The sequence below is a fragment of the Acidovorax sp. LjRoot117 genome (genome assembly GCF_964252695.1).
GTDB lineage: Bacteria > Pseudomonadota > Gammaproteobacteria > Burkholderiales > Burkholderiaceae_C > Acidovorax.
In genome coordinates this window covers 32,206-49,328 of record NZ_CAXUPO020000009.1, presented here as the reverse complement: position 1 = coordinate 49,328, position 17,123 = coordinate 32,206, and the positions used below count along the sequence as shown (strand labels likewise).

Sequence of the window (17,123 nt, the reverse complement as noted above, 5' to 3'; positions counted from 1 at the left end):
TTCAAGCCCCCTTGAAGATCAACGTGACGAAGCCTTTGTTGCCAGCACCGGACGGAAAACCGTTTTGGCTGGCACCACCGCCGCCGCCTACGCCGCCATTGCCCCCGCTGCCATTTGAACCAGCACCTCCCCCACCGCCGCCGAAACCACCATTGGCTGGTTGGGCGCCGGTTGAGCTGCCGCCACCACTGCCTCCGCCCGGGCCGGGCAAGGAGGCGCCGCTCCCACCGCTGTCCACACCTGAGCCGCCCGGCCCGGAAAGATCAAGTTGCAGCCGGTTGTAGCTCTGATCGGTCAGATTGGTCGAACCCGACAGGCCGATCAAGTTGGGGCCAGGTGCGGACGCCGAAGACGAGACGCCAGGATTTCCGGGACCACCTGAACCGCCGCCCGATCCGCCTCCATTGGCAACGCCGGCGCCTCCAGCACCGCCGATGCCCGCGCCACCGCCGCCAGAGTTGGCCGTTCCGGTTCCCCCTTGGTAGCCCGTGGTGGAGCCTTCCAGCAATGGCGCGCTACCGCCGCCACCTCGTGGTGCTGAGCCGCCCAGACCACCCAGCCAGTACTCGTCGACGCCTGTGGGGGCGGTGTTGGGGGCCGGGGTGCCCGCCGCTATGCCCGGATTCGACCCGGGCACGGATGCCGACAAGCCGTTGGGCCCGGTAACAGTAGTTGTGCCCCCTGCATTGCCGGTAGCAACGCTGGTCACGTTGGCGCCGCCAGCGCCTAAAGTCACCACTATGGACTGGCCTTTGGTCACCAGCTTGGTGACCCGGGCCACCGTGGCGCCGTTGGCACCGCTACCGGCCGTGCCGGAGCCAGACGCAGATGCGCCCAGAACGTCTACCGTAACGGTTCCTGTCAGCGGGGCGATTACGGTGCGACTGGTCGGGCAGTACACGACCTTCTTGAGTTGGGGTGGGCTGCCGTAGGCTTGCGAGGCAAACATGGTCATATCAATGGCTCACAGTGAAGGGGTTAAATCCAGGCGCCAGCGGCCGTCATGGTGAAGACCTTGTCCCAGCCGATCAGGTCGAGCTGCAGGTCGTCGTCGTAGCCGTTGAAGGTCTTCCCGTTCTTGCGCAGGATGGGTGTTGAGGCACCGCTTTGATTGGTGACTCGCACCATCTCTTGGGCGACAGCATCGGAAGGCATGGAGCACTCAGCCAGCGGGTGCTTGATGAGGTAGTGCACGCCCACGGACAGCAGATGCGGCAGGCCGGTGTCAGGGTCCAGAGAGGTGGTGATTTCCTTCTGGGGCAGCGAGTGGGGCGAGCCAGTCAAGCGCCAGTTCACGCGGTCAATTGAAGGGTCCACCGCGCTCGCCGATGGGCCTTCGGGAATGCGCCTATAGGTCAGCAGCGAGATGGGAGACCACACCGCATTGCCCTTCACATAGCTTCCTGGCGCCCAGCGCACTGCACCAGAGATCACAGCAGCGTTCTGCGCGCTACTTTCTGCGGCGGCTGCAGCGGACAGGGCCGCGTTCTTGTTGCCTTCGACGTTCTGTACCGCGAGAGTCAGTTCGCCGATGAAGGTCACCAGCCAGGCGCGGAACGCCGTGAGCCAGGTACGGAACACCAACAGCCAGTTGAGGTGGGCATCGGTTTTAACGTCGAAGTCGGGCTGCTCGTCGGTGCGCCGATTGGGGATGGCGGGCGCCTCGGCAGGGGCGGCGGGTGGGTTAGTAAAGCTCATTGCTCTCCAGTCCTTCAAAAGTCATTTGGCAATCAGAAAACCCCACTCCAGGCAGCACCTGTTCAAAGCCGGTGATGTACCCGTACAGGGTCAGTGCGTTGACGCCCCGAGCGCCAATCCACACGACGTGCTTGTTGCGGTAGGGAAGGATGCGTTCACGGGTCAGCTCGTAGGCCTGCTCTTCCACGAGCACCTGCAGCTTCATCCGGTCGCTGAAAGCGCCTTCCTCTGCATTGACCGTCCAGCCACCCCATTCATCGCGCTTCTTGACACCCCAGTCGTCAAAGCCGATGGAGGGGCGCCACTGCGTGTTGCCCAGCCACACCGCGCGGCCGATCACGGCCTCGGCACACTTCGCCACGCTGCCCGGATTGCGGATGCGGATGGTCACCGTGGCCTGCGTGTAGGCAGGAAGACCCCAGACGTGCAAGCGACGCTGGCGGGTGATCGGCTCGAAGTAATAGCCCCAGTGGCTGTTGCCCGATGGGCGCAGCATGAGGATGTCCTTGCTGTCGAACACCAGGCCGTCGACCGGATCGTTCACCAGCACCTGCACGTTGTGCGCCTGCACACCCAGCAGCATCACGTCGGTGACGACACGACCAGGCGGGATCACCACCTCGATCAGCTCCGGGTTTTCAGTGGCAGTGCCGAGCGATGCGTCGAACATGCGCAGGCGGTTTTCTACGCCGCGCTTTTGCCACTTGCCGCTGGTGGTCAGCGGGTTGTTGTTCTGGTTGCCCGGCAGCATGCTGCGCCAGATCACGCCCGTTGCCGGATCGCAGATTTCTGCGTCAAGGGCATAGTTGGTTGCCGCGCTCCAAGGCAACAGAGCGCTGGCGGGCACGTTAGTCGTGAGGTTGGCAAGGGTGACTGCCATCGGGGGCACAAAACCCATCCCCAGCGTATACCTGTCGCTCGCGCTCATGCTGCGACCCTTTCCTTGATGCCCATCTGATCGAACTTGCGCAAAACGGTCTCGATGTCTCCCTGCTTGACCAGAGAGGCGCGGATGGCGTTGTAGAGAAACTCCCTCAGAGCCTCGATAGCCCGCACCACGTCAGCGCTGTTGCCACCGGTCAGCATCGCGCCGAGCTGGCCGTGGCTGTAAATGCGCGATGCACCCGTCACTTCCAACTCGGGGCCGTTCTCGCCCACCATACGGATGCCGCCCAGGTGGGAGCCGCCGCCTTCGAAGTGCGGCAGGCCGTAGCGGTCCAAAGCAGCCAGAACGTCTTTCTCGTAGAAGCCGTACAGGGCCGCGATGTCCTTGGCAGTACCGCCGTTGGCCTTGATGTCGTTCGCCAGGCCCACAAAGTCGCCCGTGCCGTCGTACTTGTGGAACGTTGGAGCGAGCTTGTCCAAGTGGGCGATCTGGTCCTTGTCCGTGATCGCCTGGTAGCCGACGCCCGCCGTCCCCAGATACACCGGCGTCTTGTACCTGGCGTCTTGCGCAGCCGAGCCGCCACCACTGTCGCCAGGGCCAAAGGTGGGACCGCTGATGGAACCGCTGCCGCTTGCAGGCTTGGTGCCCTGCGAGCCTTGCGACTCCTTCTTCAGTGAATCCATGAAAGCCCGGAAGGCCTCGTCCACCGACTTCACGCTCGTATCGACACCGCGCGTCGCGTCCAGTTGTTCCTTGGCCGTCTTTTCAAGCTGCTCCAGGTGGTCGACCTGGGCTCTGGCTTCTTCAAGCTGCAGCTCGTCCACCGAGAGCTGCTCTCCCGCCGCTTCGTCCAGCAGCTCCAGCTTGTTGCGCAGGATGAGCTGGGCGGCTTCGTAGTCCAGCCGGTTGCTGTAGTCGCCCGTTCCCATGGTGCTGCGCGCGGCCGAGATCGCGGCGCTGATGTCGTCGGACTCGGGCAGGTAGCCCGAGCGCAGCATGGTCTCCACGGCCTGGTTGATGATGGCGTTGCCCTGGTCGGCCGCCATGCTGCGCGTGCTCTGCACCAGGCCACCCAGCTCATCAATGGGATCGCGTAGGGTATCGCGCAGCGCGCGGACTGCATCGACACGCTCCTGGGCGACATCCATGGCCGCCCGGGCGGCATCGAGCGCCAGGTTCAACGAGCGCTGGAACGCTGCATACGCGGCGTCGGTGGCGGTCTTGGCGGCGTCCTTCTGCTTCTTGGCCGTGTCCTCGGCCGTGTCGGAGAGCGAGGCGAACGCTTCGTTCATCTCCAGCAGCGCAGCGGCGGTGTCCGAGGCACTCGTGCTGATGCCCAGCACTTCAGCATTGAGGCCCACCAGCTCGGCCACGCTGGCCTGCACGTTGTCGGCGGACATGCCAGAGCCGAGCACGTCGTTCAGGCTGTCCAGGAAGCCGCCGAGCTGCGCCTGGCGCTCTGGGTCCGCTTTGCCGTCGATCAAGGCAGGGTCGACGTCTTTCAGGCCAAGGCGGCCGAGATCCGCCACGCTGATGGCCGAACCGTTCAGTCCTGCAGCACCCTTGCCCACGTTGGCAATGAGTTGCTCCCGGTTGGCGGCTTCGACATCGGCCCGCGCGATGGCATCTTCGGTGAGCCTGCGGTATTCCTCCCGCGTCTTGGGCATCTCGATGCCCACGGAATCCAGCCGCTCGCGCACCAGGCGCTCGGTGTTGGCCTTGCGTTCTTCCGGGCTGTAGAAGTTGTTGTAGAACGAGGCGAGGTTGCCCTGCAGCTTCTCAAACCCGCCCGATGCCTCTGCCAGCGCCACCGCCGCGTCGAAGGCCATGTCCGCGAACTTGTCCAGGCCCATTGCGTCGAGGGATGCACGGAACTGGGCCACTCCTGTGATCGTCGTGTTGATCGACAGCAGCAGCGCGTCTGCAGCTTCGCTCGTCAGGCGCTCGGCATCGACGTTCGCCAACCTCTGGGCAATGGCGCGCGGGAACGCTTCTCCCGCTTCGGCCGCAGCCTTTGCCGCTTCCTGCAGCGCTTGAACGGTCGATTGCTTTAAATCGAGAGTCAGGTTCTCGACGGCCGTTTTGTAGTCGGGGCTGTTGGTGCTGAAAAGCTCGTACAGCGTGCCCTCGTAGTTGTCGCCCTCGCCGGTCTCGCCGAACGTGCGCCCACCGACGAACCTGCCGCCCGAAAACACACCGCCCCGGCCTTTGGAGCTGGTCTCCAGACCTGCAGAGAAGCCCTCAAGACGCATCGTGCTGCCCAGGGCCTTGAGCATGGCGTCGATGGTCTGCGCGGTGCCTGCCACCGCATCGCGGATGGCCTGCTCGTTCTCGACAGGATCGCCCTCCAGGCGGTACGCGCTGCCATTGGTCAGGGCATTGCGCTCGCCGTTGGAAAAGTCCCGGTCGTACTGCTGCCCGACGTATGTGTACGTCTCACCGCGCCGGTTATTCACCACACGGTCGTCGTAGGCCACGCCGAACTGGCCGCCGATCCGGGTTTCGCCCTTCGTTGCCTTCCCGATGGCCGCCAGCACCGCGATGGCGCCCAGGCCCAGCGTGATCGGGTTGGACAGCAGCGCACCCATGCCCCCGCCGATGCCGGCGCCCGTGCCCGCTATCGGGTTGACCATCGCGGCCATGCCCGGCGTCGCCAAGCTGGTGCCCACGCCGATGCCCGTGGTGGTGCCTGCGGTGGCGCCCAGGCCCAGCCAGTTGCCCACCGTGCCCAGCACGCCGGTACCGCTGGTCAGGCCGCTGAACATACCGGCGCCATTGCTGACCAGGCCCATGCTCGACATTGCGCTGTTGACGACGCCATTCACCACCATCGAGACCGGGCTCATGATCGCCTGAATCACGGGGCGCAGCACCATCGTGCGGAACAGGTCTTCGACGTAGTCGGCAGCATCCTTGCCGCCCCGCATGATGTTGTCGGTGAGCGACTGGGCGAGCTGTGCGTTCTGCCGCTCGACGGCCTCGGTGGCCCGCTCGTTGGCCTTCACCGCGTTCTCGGCTTGCTCCTTGGCCCAGTCCTTGGACTCCTTGTCGGCCATGGCAGCGCGCAGGCGCTTTTGGGCAGCGATCTGGCGCTCCAGCGCCTCGATGTAGCCGGGGATGACGTTGTCGGTTGCCTCCAGGTCAAGGCGCTGCTTTTCTAACTGGGCGATGGTTAGGTCGACCAGGGCCGATCCGGCCTGGCCGTACACGCGGTTTTGCGCCTCGAACGCTGCAGCCTGGTCGTGTATCGCCTGGGTACCCTGGCGCACCGCGTTGACTTGTTCGAGCTGCGGCTTGACCAGCAGCATCTCCATGTCGCGGGCCGCTGCGCGCTGCAGGTTGATGCGCTTTTGTTCCAGCTCGGCGAGCTGGCCTTCCACTGTCTCGCGCTCTTTGGCAGTGTCCTTCTTGCTCTTGAGCAGCACCAGCTTCTGCTTGAGCGAGTTCTGCTCGTTTTCGACGTCCTGCTGCTGCAGCGCCGCCTTGCGCTGCACCGCTTCGAACTCGCTGATGACGTCGAGCTGGCGCAGGGTCTGCACTTCGTCCAGGGCGTCGGCGGTCTTGGCCGCCAGCAGCTTGTAGCTCTGTTGCACCGCCGCGATCTGCGCGTCGATGGCGTGGGAATGGGCGCTGGCCGCGCTCGCGCCCAGTTCCTTGATCTTCTTGTCGCGCTCGGCCGCCAGGGACTTCTCCACTTGGTCTTGCTCGGTCTGCAGCGCCTTGATCTTTTCCGGGCTCGCTCCCGTCTGCTCCAGGCCCTCCTTGAAAGTCTTCCACGCCTGGCGGGATGCGCTGAGCTTTGATTCGTACTCCTGCTGCGCTGCGCTGACGGTTTTGATTCCGTCGTTCACCTTGCGCCAGGCTTGCTCCTGGCCGGTGAGCGTCAGAGTCAAATTCTGGCCGCCCTTGTCGAGCCTTCCCTGTGCTTCCTCCATGCGCTGCACGCTGCCTGCCAGCGTGCCGTACTGCATCAGCAGCTTCTGCAATAGATCAACACGCGCGGCCTCAGGCAGGGCGGCGCCGCCATCTGGTCCTTTGCCTTGCTGCAGGTTGCCGATCTGGGCTTGCAGACTCGCCAGACGCTCGGCCGCTTCACCGCCTTTGCGCGCCAGTTCACCCATGCCCGCAGCAGCCAGAGCGTTTCGCTGATTGAGCTTCGCGATCTGCTTGTCGAGGTCCGACACGATTTCGCTTGTGCTGCGGGACACCTCGCCCGCCACCTTGCGCTCCGCTTGGCTCCCCGAATTGCCCCATAGCGTCCAGGCCGTAACGCCCAGCGTCAATGCCGTGGTCACAAGGCCTATGGGTCCCCCCAGGAAGCCGATGGCGCCGCTCAATGCGCGCCCGGCAATGGAGGCAGCACCTTGCGCAGCCGCCAGAGTGCCAGTAGCGGCGGAGGCCGCGTTGGCGGCTGCGGTCTGGGCAGCAGTGGCCGTCGCGAGCGCTGCGTTCACGCTGGCCTGCTGCTTGCCCAATGCAGCCAGCTCGGTCATCAGCATGGCGTGGCGGGCCTGTGCGGCAGTCAGTGCCTGCGTGCCCTCCCGCAACGCAGCCAGGGCGAAGCTCTGCGCACCAGCCGCCCGGGCCGCCGCGATCTGCGCCTCGGCCTGTGCCATGGTGGCGCGAACCGAATCCAGCTTGGCAACCACCTCGGCGCGCGAGAGCACGATGGCCTCGCGGGTGGTGTTGAGCGTGGCGATCTGCGCGGCCTGCGCCACCACGTCGGCCCTTGCATTGGCGGCCTTGGCTTCCAGCTCGGCCAGGTAAGCGGCAATCTTCTGGCGGGAGGTCGCCACCACCTCCACATTGCCCGCCGCCTCGGCCGCTGCCTGCACAGCAGCCAGGCGCGACGCCTGTGCCAGCTCGGCCTTGGCCGCCATGGCCGCGACCGTCTCGGCCACCACGTTGCCCAGCTTCACCGAAGCCCAGGCCGCAGCCACGGCCATGATCGCGTCGCGGTTCTCCCACAGCACGGCCAGACCATCGCGGCTGATCTCCATCGCCTGGGCGGCAGCGGTGGCGTATTCACGGATGGTGCCCACCAGCTCCTGGTTCAGCGTGACGTTGCCCGCCTGGTCAATCGTCACGAACAGGTTGCTCACCTCGGCCAGGGCCTGCTTGGACGCCTTGATCAGCGGCTCCATGCCCTCGGCGGCCACGCGGGTGGCGCCTTCCGCGACTTGGTCGAGACGGCCCTTGAGCGTGTCGCCGAATGCGCTGCTCGATGCCTCAAAACCTTGGAGGCGATCCATGAGGAACTTGAACAGCCCCTCGCTGGAGGCCCTGGCCTGCTGGATATCGGAATCCTTCAGCCCCAGCGCGGTCGCCAGCGTCGAGCTGGCGGGCGTAATGCCGCCAGCGACCAGATCGCGCAGCTCCTGCACCACTTGGCCCGCGTCCAGGCCCATGGACTTGACCGCGTTCGTGCCCACCGTGGTGAGCTGTCGGATTTCCTCCAGGGTCATCCGTGCGGACAACCCGGGCGCTAGTAGCGCTTGGAAGACGGCCGTCAGCTCAGAACTGGTGGCCGCCGTGCGCAGCGCGTCGTCGCCGAGCTTACGGATGTACTCGCTGGAGATTCGCAGCGCTTGGTTGTAGTCGGTCTGCTTGCCGTTGATGGCAGTCATTGACCCCAGGATGCCCGCCATCCCGACCTGGCTGACTTCCAGGTTCTTGGAGAAGTCGAAGGCGTTGCGCGGCAGTTCGGTGATCGCCTTGGTGATGGCGTTGATCCCCCCGCCGATCACATGCAGGCCCGCCGCCCCCGCCACGATATCGCGCACCGACATCTGCACCTGGGCCAGGCTGCGGGTGGTCCGGGCCGACGCCTGCTCGGCGCTCGCACCCATGTTCGCAAACTCGCGCGTGACCTTGGGCAGCTCAGTCGTTACCGACTGGGCGTCCACCGTCATCTTGATGCCGATCTGGCGTACCGCGCTCATTTGTTTTAAAGTCCCGTCATGTCCAAGTTGCTGTCGCTGTGGCTCATCGGCCTCGTTCTGCTCGCCCCGCACCCTTCGGTGCTGCTGTGGGCCTGGGTGGCTGCACCTGCCCTGGTGGTGCCGCTGTGGCTGCTGCGGGCGATGACCTCGCGGTAACCCGACACCTCCTCACCCTCATCTCAAAAGGCCGGTCTCCCGGCCTTTTTGCTTATCGAGCCTCGCTGTTGCGGATGGCAACCGTCTCCGCTTCCAGTACCTGCAGTTGAGCGAAGACTTGAGCGACTCGGTCTTGCCCGACCCCGTAGTGCTTCATGACAACCTCAACACCCGGGTAGTCCAGGCCTTCCCACACCGTGAGGCCCTGCTGCAGGCCCATGGCGACCACCCGCTTGCGCCACTGCGTTCCGCACCCCAGGTACACGTCCCAGGCTTGCTGGTGCTCGGGCCACAGGTCGAAGTCATCGGGCTTGTCCTTCTGGAGCGTGGGAGGCACGAGTTGGTCGATATCGACGCGCAGCAGCTTGCAGGTGGCGCGCAGTTGGGCGTCGACTACGTGGCGGCGCGCGCTGTCTCGGCCGAGCTGGTGCCGGACTGCGCCTTGGAGTTTTTTATGGCGGCCTCGCGCTGGTTGAAGAAGAAGTGGTCCAGCCAGGACACCACCATGGCCTGCTCCAGGCCCGAGTACTCGTTCTCGGTCAACCGGCGCTCGGCATGGCTGTACGGCACCGGCTCGCCGTTCTCATCGAGCATCTTTCCCCAGCCCACCACGATTGCATCGAGCAGCTCGGCGTTGGACAGGTGGGCCCGCTTCGTGCGGGGTGTCTGGTCCGGCTCGGCTGCGTCGATCTCCACCGGAACGTCGTAGCCGATCGCGTACTTTTCGTTCAAGGCGTTGCGCTCCTCGGTCGTCATCCGGCGGAAGTCGACGTCGAAGTGGTGCGGGATGTGCTGGCCGTTGTCGCCCACCAGGTACACGGTGGCGGGACAGGTGACGGTGGGCTTGAGGCCCGAGATGCGGACTGCCATGGGTAGGTCTTTCTGTGAGTCAGGTAAAGGGGAAACGGGGGATGCGAGCCGCGATCAGCGGACCACGATCTCCCACTCGTCATTGCCGAAGACCGGAATGAAGCGCAGTGGCGTCGTGATGGTCTGGACGCCGTCCAGCTCGCCGAAGGTGGGTTTGCCGAGCTGCACGTTGGGAGCGATCAGCTCGACCACGTTGGTGGCGCCCGGGCCGTGCTTGAGGTGCAGCGGGCCGCGCGCGCCCAGGCGGGCCTGCTCCACCCAGTTCTTGACGGCGACGGGCGTGTTGTCGAAGGTGACCGAGCCCTTGCTCTTGCGGTCGGTGATCGCCACCGAGTCAACGTTGATCAAATCGCGCTTGATCACCACGTTGCCGAAGTCGAACTCGAAGCCGCTGGCCGCCACCGGCACGCCGTGCAGGTCTAGCGTCGTGTTGGCCTTGTTCACGCCAAACGGGTCTTGGAACTTGGTGTAGAGCGCGCCTGGCAATGCACCAGCGGTCGCAGCCTTGTAGGTGCCGGTGATCTCCACCTGCAGCTTGGGGATGGACTTGGCCGCAGCCGACAGCTTCACGTTCAGCATGCCCGCCGTGATCTTCTGCAGGTTGGGGCCGACCGCGATGTAAACGGTCACGCTTTCCTGGCCCTGAGTCACGGGAGCGAAGCGTACGTCCGTCCCCGCAGTGACCGTCACGCTGGCACCAGCCGCGCGCAGCAAGGGTTCGTAGCCTGGCACATCGCCAGCAGCGGCCACACCGGCGTATTCAATCGAGAAGGCCAGCTTGACGTACTGCGTGACCATCGTGCTGCCGCCGTCCCCGAAAAACGGGCGGATGTTGTTGCGCTCGACCTCTTCGCCTTCCAGGGGCGTGAAGGTCACATCGCTGATCAGCAGCGCGTTGGCGGCAGCGGTCGGCGTCGAGTCGGTGCCTTTGACCGTCTCGACCTTGGCGAGGATGACGGTCTGGTTGATGAAGATCGGATCGGACATGGGCAGGTGCTCCTGGGTGGTTGGGTGGTGGGCGGCTTACGCGGCCTGGGCCTGGGCCTTGGCGGCTTCGGCCTGCGCGTGCTCGGCTTCGGACAAAGTCCGCTCTTCCAGGACGCGGGTGCCGTCGCTCATGCGGAGGTAGCGGCCGCCCCGCCCGTGGTTCTCGTCGGGCGGGATGGGCGCGTTGGGCGCTTGGGCAGGCGCCACGGCAGGTGCAGTTCCAGCGGCAGCGGGAGTTGCTGCGGTTCCGGCCTGCTGCGCGGCTTGGCCGTCCTCTTGGGCTTGCGGCGCTTGCGGGTTTGGATTGGTGGCATGGGTCGCCTTTGTCTTGGTGGCAGTCACAGGTAGCTCCAGGTCTTGAGTTGCAGAACAACGCTGTTGCAAAGCGCACCAGCGAACATGACGGCGCCCGCGTCGGTCACTTGCACGCCGTCGGTCTCGTCGTCGAGGGGGCCGGGCTGGCATACGCCGCCCAGAGTGGGGTCGTTGCGCACCACTGCGCGGAATTGCTCGACCAGGTCATCGATCACCAGCTCGGAGGCGTCGACGTCGTTGAAGGCCATGTAGCCGCGCAGCGTCCAGGTGTGCTCGTTCAGGGTGCGCCGCACGTTGGGGCTGTGCTCCCTTGTGGCGGTGCGCCGCAGGGTCCAGCCGCGCAGGTGCTTCAGGCCGTTCGCGGGCTGGTGAAGGAACAGCGAGGCAAACGCGTTGTTGTCCTTGGCGTAGCGTTCGCGGTCATGCACCACGCCGATATCGGGCACGGATGACAGGGCGGCCACGATGGCGGCGCGGTGGGCCTGCAGGGTGCTCATGCGCCACCTCCTGCCTGGCCTGCCAGGTTGGCGGCCACGCGGCCCGCTGCGTTCTCAAACATGCGTAGCACCTGGCCCTCGGTCGCGGCGGCGGCCTTCTCAAACACGCGCCGCGGCTTGGTGCCCTTGCGGGCGATCTTGCGGGCCACCAGGAACGCTACGCTGCGGGCTCGCTTGGGCTCCACGCCCAGGACAGCCTTCACCCAAGGCACCAGGGCCTCGATGGGCGGCATGTGCGGCTTGGTGCCCAGCTCCAGGAAGGTGGCCGAGGGCTGCGAGCTGCCCACAGTGCCGAGCACGCCTAAAGCCGTGGCGAACGCATCGCTGGTCACGCTGGCGGCAGTCATGCCCGTGACGCGCGGCAGGCCGTCTTTGACCTCGCGCTCGACCAAGAGCGTGCCCTCGGTCATCGCGGCGAGCAGCTCGCGGCGTGTCATGTCGGGCGCCTGTTCGAACCCGCGTCGGATGGAGTCCAGGCCGCCCACGGAGAGGTGCATGCTGGTCATTGCACACCCCGCGTCAGAAGACCACGCTTGCGGCCTGGCCAGGAGCCCACGGCAGCAGCGGGAGTGGCACCGCTGCCCCCTGCATTCCCGCTGACCGCGCTCTTGGCAAAGGGGTCGACCTGGCCGGTACCGACGTAGTAGGCCGTGCGGTATTCCTTGGCCCGGGCGGCATAGGCGCGAGAACGGGTTTCTGTCTGGACAACGTCGGCGCCGATGGCCGTCTCGCGCTCGCCGCTGAAGCGGGTGGCGAGCTGCTGGCACAGCACGTAGGCGGCATACTGCGCCACGGCTTGGCGGTGCTGAAGCGGGACTGTGTCTTGCGGGTCCACACCGCCTTGCAGAAGGTGGGGAGCGCCAAAGGTTACGCGGACCACGCTGCCCGCTTCGAAAGGCTCCACAGCGGTCAGGCTCTGGCCGCTCGGGGTCTGATATACGGCCAGCTCGATCAGCGAGAGCGGCTTGTGGCCGATGGGGTACTCGGCCTGGCGCAGATAGGCGCCCGAGGTCCAGCCGATGGGCAGCGGTGCTTCGAAGCCGTCCGCCAGCCAGGTGATGTCTTCCACCAGCACGCGCTCGCAGTCCGCGCTGTAGCGCACGCGGGCCTGCTCGATAGCGCGGTCGCGGTTGTCAGCCGTGATCACGGTGTCCTGGTCGGAAACCATGTCGGCGACGAGCTGCTGGAAATCGGCCAAGGCCATGATGGGTCGGTGTCCTGTTTAAAACGTGTGGGGGTCGGTCGGCTGAGTTGTCCAAGGCTCCCGGTCTGGTGCCTTGGACAACCCACCCCTTGCGGGGCGGGCCGGGCTGTGTTCATGTGGGAGAGCCGCTCCCTGGCGCCGTTCAGGCGCCCTTCGCGCCGCTGGGTGTGTGCGGGTCAGGCCACCACGGCCTTGGTGAAGGCGCGGAAGTCGGTCACCGCGCCGCCGTAGATGTGGCGAATCTTGTAAGTCAGCTTGTCTGCCGCGAACATCGAGCCCACGTTCGGCGTGTCCTGCACGAACAGCTCGGGCTCTTGCTGCCCGTCCAGGAAGCCCAGCTCGATGCCGGGGATGTCGGCCGGATCGGCCGCCGTGCACCAGTCGTTGGGGTCGGTCCAGTACCAGACGGGAATGATGTTCATCGTCAGGGACTGGATGAACGTCTTCTCGTTGTTGGTGGACAGCTTGAACAGATCGACCGCCGCTTCCTGCAGGTCGGCAGGCACCACCAGGCGCGATGGAGCGATGCCGATGCGGTCGTTGCTGCTCAGCTCGGTCTGCTTGAGCATCGCCAGGCGGTGGACAGCCAGTTCGGCCTTCGACAGCGCAGCCGCGAACAGGTTGGCGTGGTCGACGTGAAACAGCGCCTTCGCGTCGTAGATCACCGCATTGCTGCGCAGGAAATCGAACACGAACTTGGCGAGCGTGCGCTTGGCGGCGCGCGAGAGCTTCGTGGGGATGCGGCGGATCACACCCACGTCGTCGTTCTTGATCATCTCCAGCGTCACTTCTTCCTTGCCACCGCGCTTGTCAGCCTTGTAGGTGGCCTCTTCATCGCTCGGGCTGGTCAGCGCCTGGTAGTCGGCGCCTTCCGCCACGACGGGCAGGTCACCATAGCCACCCCAGCGTGTGCGGTGCTGCATGCGGAAGTCAGAGACCGGCACCACGTTCACCAGTTGACGCCAGCCGTCGAAGTCCACCGCTGCGCGGTACTCGGCCAGCATCCGGCGCGTCACGCTGTCGCCCAGCACTTCGCCGAGCGAGCCGCTGCCGAGCGACTCGACCAGGCGCGACTGATCGCACTCGCGCAGGCGGCCTGTCACCAGGCGGTCGCCCGTCATCTCGATGTAGCACTCTTTGAAGGACTGCACCCGGCCGTGGTCCTTGTGGGTCGGGTCCCAGAAGGCGTCGAGCATGTCGCGCATCGTCAGGCTGCGGTCGCCCACGACGATGGAGCCATTGCCGAACATGGGCACACGCACTGCACCGCTTTCGGTCATGCGAGCGATGTAGTCGCCCTCGGCCTTGATCAGGTCGCCCACGGCGGCCTCGGTCAGGCGATCAGCACCCGCGATGCTGACAAGCGCCTGCAGGCGGTCCTTGGCGGCCTGGGGCAGCTTGGCGGCGCTGATGCGGTCGCGGGCTGCGCCGCGCAGGGTGAACACTTCCAGGTCGGCGCGGGTCAAAGGCGTGTTGTCGCCCTGGGCTTCGGCGATGCGGATCGCGCCTGGCGCGATCGGCACCAGGGAGCCGCACACGGCTTCGTGCAGGTTGACCAGCTCGTCGTCGCCGATGGTCTCGGCGTTGATGGTGGCGTGCTTGGCGGGGTCTTTGGCCTTGACGGCCTCCAGCATGCGTTGCTTCCAGAGAGGCATTGCGTTTCCTTTGGGGTTGTTGAGAGGTTGGTCGGCGGCGGCTTCAGTGAGGCGATCCAGGCCGCCGCCAGCGCCCGGTTCGACAATCAGGTCGACGGAGTGCACCTTGGTGAACTTCACGGCCTCGCGCAGGGTCTCGGTACCGGCCTTGCGCTGCTTGGTACGCGCATCCGCATCGATGGACAGGCCCAGCAGGCTCTGCATCCCGCGCTTGACGGCCTCGGTCATCTTGGTAACCGCTGCCTCGGTGGGGTCGAGCGCCTTGAAGGTGCCGACCAGGGAGCCGGTGTCGGGCGTCTTGCCCTCGACAAAGCGCACGCCGTAGATGCCGCCGATGAGGTTGCGAACGTCCTTGCCCTTGCCCGCGATGTGCTCCGCGTCGCTCTTGGCGAACACGCGCACGCCTTCGAACATGGACACGGCCTCGCGCAGAGTGGCGTCGGGGTAGTAGTTGCGGTTGCCGCTGCGGCCGGAGCGGATCAGCGTCACCACGATGGAGCCGTCAGACGCCTCGCGGAATACCTCGTCGCCCAGCGCTTCACGCACGGCCGATACGACGGTCGTTGGCGCGCCAGGTGCGGCCTGTGGCGCGGCTGCAGGTGCGGTTGGCACGTACTGCTCGACCACCTCGATGGGCGCGCCCAACACGACCTGGTCGGAGCCCGCGATGTGTTTGAACGAGTAGCTGTACTGGAAGTGCTTGCCGTCCAGCTCGATCACAGCGCGGTCGCTGTAGATGGCCGACAAGCTGCAGTAGCGGCGCTGCTCGGGCAGGCGCCCGCTGTTGATCTGCTCGGAGATCGCGGCGCGCACCACGTCGATCAGTTGGCGGAAGTCGCGCTCGGGCGCAGCAGCGGCCTCGCGCATGGTGGCATCGACTGCCTGCCCGGTGCGCAGACCGCCGCACGCCGCCAGCGCTGCAATGAGTTGAGCCCAGTTCATGGTGGGCTTACTCGTCCGCGTCGGTCAGCTTCTGGCCGTCCTTGGTGACCACGACGACATGCTTGCCGTAGTCGCGGAAGGAGAGCACTTCGGAGGTTTCGACAGCCACCTTCTTGAGGCGGGGGACCTTGGCCCCGTCCTTGCCGTCGACCAGCTCGGTGACAGTGCGCTTGACGCGCTTGGCGGCCTCGGCCGCAGTCATTGGCTTGGCCTCAGCGGCGGGGTCTTTGACGTTCGGGTCGGACATTGATCACTCCATCAGATGGGCCGCAACAGCGCGGCGGTTTTGATGGAGTGACTGTGCCGGGAGGGGTACAAAAAACTAAGGCCAGCGTGTGCTGGCCTGAAATCCATAGTGAGTCTCCTTGTTTGATCAAACGGGCCAGCGAGGTGGCGTGCTCTCGAAATCTAGAAGACACTTGGAGGGGTGGGCGAGGCCACGCCAAACAATAGAGTCCAGCGAATCGGCAAGTGAAGGCTGCAGTACTAGATGGTTTGCATACTTTTCTTACATTCACACATCCAAGGAATCCAATGTTCTTTCAAAAGCTAAAACCAGAAGAAGTTTTCACTCCTCGCGCAGCTGAGGTGAACAAGGACATGTATGTATCACGTCCCACGTTAGAAAGGGCTCTAGAAAATGCACTGCGAGGCAATCTTCACATCGTGATTCATGGTGAGAGCGGTACTGGTAAGTCATGGCTTTACAAGCAGAAATTCAACGATGCCGGGGTCTCTTTTATAGTTGCAAATCTAGCAAATGCCTCTCGCTTGGGATCAATTGCAGCAGAGCTGAAAAACCTTATTGATCGAGAAGGCAAGGCTGTAAAAGTCAGCTATGAGGAAGAAAAGTCCGCTGGCCTAGACGCTGTAGTCGCTACCGCTGAGGTTTCACATACAGGTCAGTATGAATTCGGGAAGATGGAACCATTCGAAGCATGCCTGGCACATTTGAGAACCAAAGCTGGAAAAAATCCCGCAGTTCTCGTATTCGACAACCTTGAAGCGGCGTTTACAGAGCCGCTTCTCAAGGAACTTGCTGACCTAATAATTCTGTGCGATGACGAAAGGTACGCAAAATATAAGACGAAGATTTTAATCGTAGGCGTCCCAGCCGGGGTAAAGGAGTATTATTATAAAACTCCACATCATGCAACAGTGGCTAATCGCTTGTATGAACTCCCTGAAGTGGCGCGACTATCTCAGCCCGAGTGTGTTTCACTAGTCATTCGCGGTTTTGTTGAAAAACTAAAGTACGTAATCGAAGACGAAGCGAGTCTTTCTACGCATACAGCGTGGATCACAGACCGAATTCCACAAATGGTTCATGAATATTGCCTCGAAGCAGCATTTATCGGCGAAGAAAACCGATCCTTATTGGATGCTCAATTGCCTTTGGCCGATCAAGCATGGATATCCAAGTCAATGTATCACGCTTATGCAGTAGCCGAGGAGCACATGAATGAGCGGGATACGAAAGCCGGGCGAAGGAACCAAACACTGTATGCGTTATCGCTTGCAGAGGGCGAGCAGTTCAAAGCTCCAGAGATCGAAATCCTGATTCGACGCGAATTTCCTGCGTCGACGGAGAACACGACCCTCAACGTAGCTCAAACCTTGTCCCAACTTGCTTCTACTGCTTCTACAGAGCGGCCAATCATTCGCCGTTCTCCTAAGGGAGACGCGTATACGTTCGCGGACCCTCGTTACCGAATGGTTTTGCGAAGCATGCTGAGAAAGACGTCTGATGAAAGGGTCGAAAAGATGCCTATTTCTCAAGACAGCTAATCTATTCGTGGAGTGCTGACAACGAGTGTCCATGGCGTGATAAGTGAGTGCACGTTTCGGTATGAGTCGCGAGCATCAATCGAACTTCAGTTTTAAAGCCTGTTTAAAGCCAGCCAAGCCCGGTCAGAAGCAAATTCCAAGGGGTTGCCGCAGCGAACTGGTTTAAAGCGCCGTAGCCCGCGA

The 17,123-nt window shown here is 64.0% G+C and carries 15 protein-coding genes; 2 read left to right on the top strand and 13 right to left on the bottom strand.

Features of this window, described 5'->3' with window-relative positions; genetic code table 11:
• Position 1 precedes the first annotated feature (1 nt).
• From ACSQ3D_RS20320 to ACSQ3D_RS20305, 4 genes are read right to left on the bottom strand one after another with little or no spacing between them, the layout of a single operon-like run.
• A complete protein-coding gene (locus tag ACSQ3D_RS20320; protein WP_436128106.1) occupies positions 2-955 on the bottom strand; it encodes a hypothetical protein in 954 nt (317 codons plus the stop codon).
• Between the two features lie 23 nt (positions 956-978).
• On the bottom strand, positions 979-1,698 hold the full coding sequence (locus tag ACSQ3D_RS20315; protein WP_436128105.1) for a hypothetical protein: 720 nt from the start codon (positions 1,696-1,698) through the stop codon (positions 979-981).
• Complete coding sequence (locus ACSQ3D_RS20310) at positions 1,685-2,626, bottom strand: hypothetical protein (RefSeq protein ID WP_436128104.1); 942 nt, start codon at positions 2,624-2,626, stop codon at positions 1,685-1,687. The genes ACSQ3D_RS20315 and ACSQ3D_RS20310 overlap by 14 nt, the downstream gene beginning before the upstream one ends.
• A complete protein-coding gene (locus ACSQ3D_RS20305; protein ID WP_436128103.1) occupies positions 2,623-8,526 on the bottom strand; it encodes a hypothetical protein in 5,904 nt (1,967 codons plus the stop codon). Before ACSQ3D_RS20305 ends, ACSQ3D_RS20310 begins: the two co-directional genes overlap by 4 nt.
• An 18-nt stretch (positions 8,527-8,544) precedes the next feature.
• Between ACSQ3D_RS20305 and ACSQ3D_RS20300 the strand changes: the two genes are divergently transcribed.
• Complete coding sequence (locus ACSQ3D_RS20300; protein WP_436128102.1) at positions 8,545-8,682, top strand: hypothetical protein; 138 nt, start codon at positions 8,545-8,547, stop codon at positions 8,680-8,682.
• Positions 8,683-8,734: 52 nt separating this feature from the next.
• On the opposite strand, the gene ACSQ3D_RS20295 is transcribed toward ACSQ3D_RS20300, so the two are convergent.
• From ACSQ3D_RS20295 to ACSQ3D_RS20255, 9 genes are all read right to left on the bottom strand, one after another.
• A complete protein-coding gene (locus tag ACSQ3D_RS20295; protein WP_436128101.1) occupies positions 8,735-9,019 on the bottom strand; it encodes a DUF1799 domain-containing protein in 285 nt (94 codons plus the stop codon).
• Positions 9,020-9,075: 56 nt separating this feature from the next.
• The gene (locus ACSQ3D_RS20290) at positions 9,076-9,552 is read right to left on the bottom strand and encodes a hypothetical protein (RefSeq protein ID WP_436128100.1); all 477 of its coding nucleotides are present in this window, start codon (positions 9,550-9,552) and stop codon (positions 9,076-9,078) included.
• A 54-nt stretch (positions 9,553-9,606) separates the two neighbouring features.
• Positions 9,607-10,539 carry a hypothetical protein gene (locus ACSQ3D_RS20285; protein ID WP_436128099.1) on the bottom strand — a complete coding sequence of 311 codons (933 nt, stop codon included), beginning with the start codon at positions 10,537-10,539 and terminating at the stop codon, positions 9,607-9,609.
• 36 nt (positions 10,540-10,575) lie between these two features.
• On the bottom strand, positions 10,576-10,746 hold the full coding sequence (locus ACSQ3D_RS20280; protein ID WP_436128098.1) for a hypothetical protein: 171 nt from the start codon (positions 10,744-10,746) through the stop codon (positions 10,576-10,578).
• A gap of 131 nt (positions 10,747-10,877) precedes the next feature.
• The gene (locus ACSQ3D_RS20275) at positions 10,878-11,351 is read right to left on the bottom strand and encodes a hypothetical protein (protein WP_436128097.1); all 474 of its coding nucleotides are present in this window, start codon (positions 11,349-11,351) and stop codon (positions 10,878-10,880) included.
• On the bottom strand, positions 11,348-11,857 hold the full coding sequence (locus ACSQ3D_RS20270; RefSeq protein WP_436128096.1) for a hypothetical protein: 510 nt from the start codon (positions 11,855-11,857) through the stop codon (positions 11,348-11,350). Before ACSQ3D_RS20270 ends, ACSQ3D_RS20275 begins: the two co-directional genes overlap by 4 nt.
• Entirely contained in the window at positions 11,854-12,555 is a 702-nt protein-coding gene (locus tag ACSQ3D_RS20265; protein WP_436128095.1) for a hypothetical protein, read from the bottom strand. The genes ACSQ3D_RS20270 and ACSQ3D_RS20265 overlap by 4 nt, the downstream gene beginning before the upstream one ends.
• A gap of 176 nt (positions 12,556-12,731) precedes the next feature.
• Positions 12,732-15,152, bottom strand: a complete 2,421-nt coding sequence (locus tag ACSQ3D_RS20260; RefSeq protein WP_436128094.1) for a phage major capsid protein — start codon at positions 15,150-15,152, stop codon at positions 12,732-12,734.
• A 7-nt stretch (positions 15,153-15,159) separates the two neighbouring features.
• A complete protein-coding gene (locus tag ACSQ3D_RS20255; protein ID WP_436128093.1) occupies positions 15,160-15,399 on the bottom strand; it encodes a hypothetical protein in 240 nt (79 codons plus the stop codon).
• Between the two features lie 287 nt (positions 15,400-15,686).
• Here ACSQ3D_RS20255 and ACSQ3D_RS20250 point away from each other — a divergent pair, with 287 nt between their 5' ends.
• A complete protein-coding gene (locus tag ACSQ3D_RS20250) occupies positions 15,687-16,940 on the top strand; it encodes an ATP-binding protein (RefSeq protein WP_436128092.1) in 1,254 nt (417 codons plus the stop codon).
• The last annotated feature ends 183 nt before the right edge of the window (positions 16,941-17,123 follow it).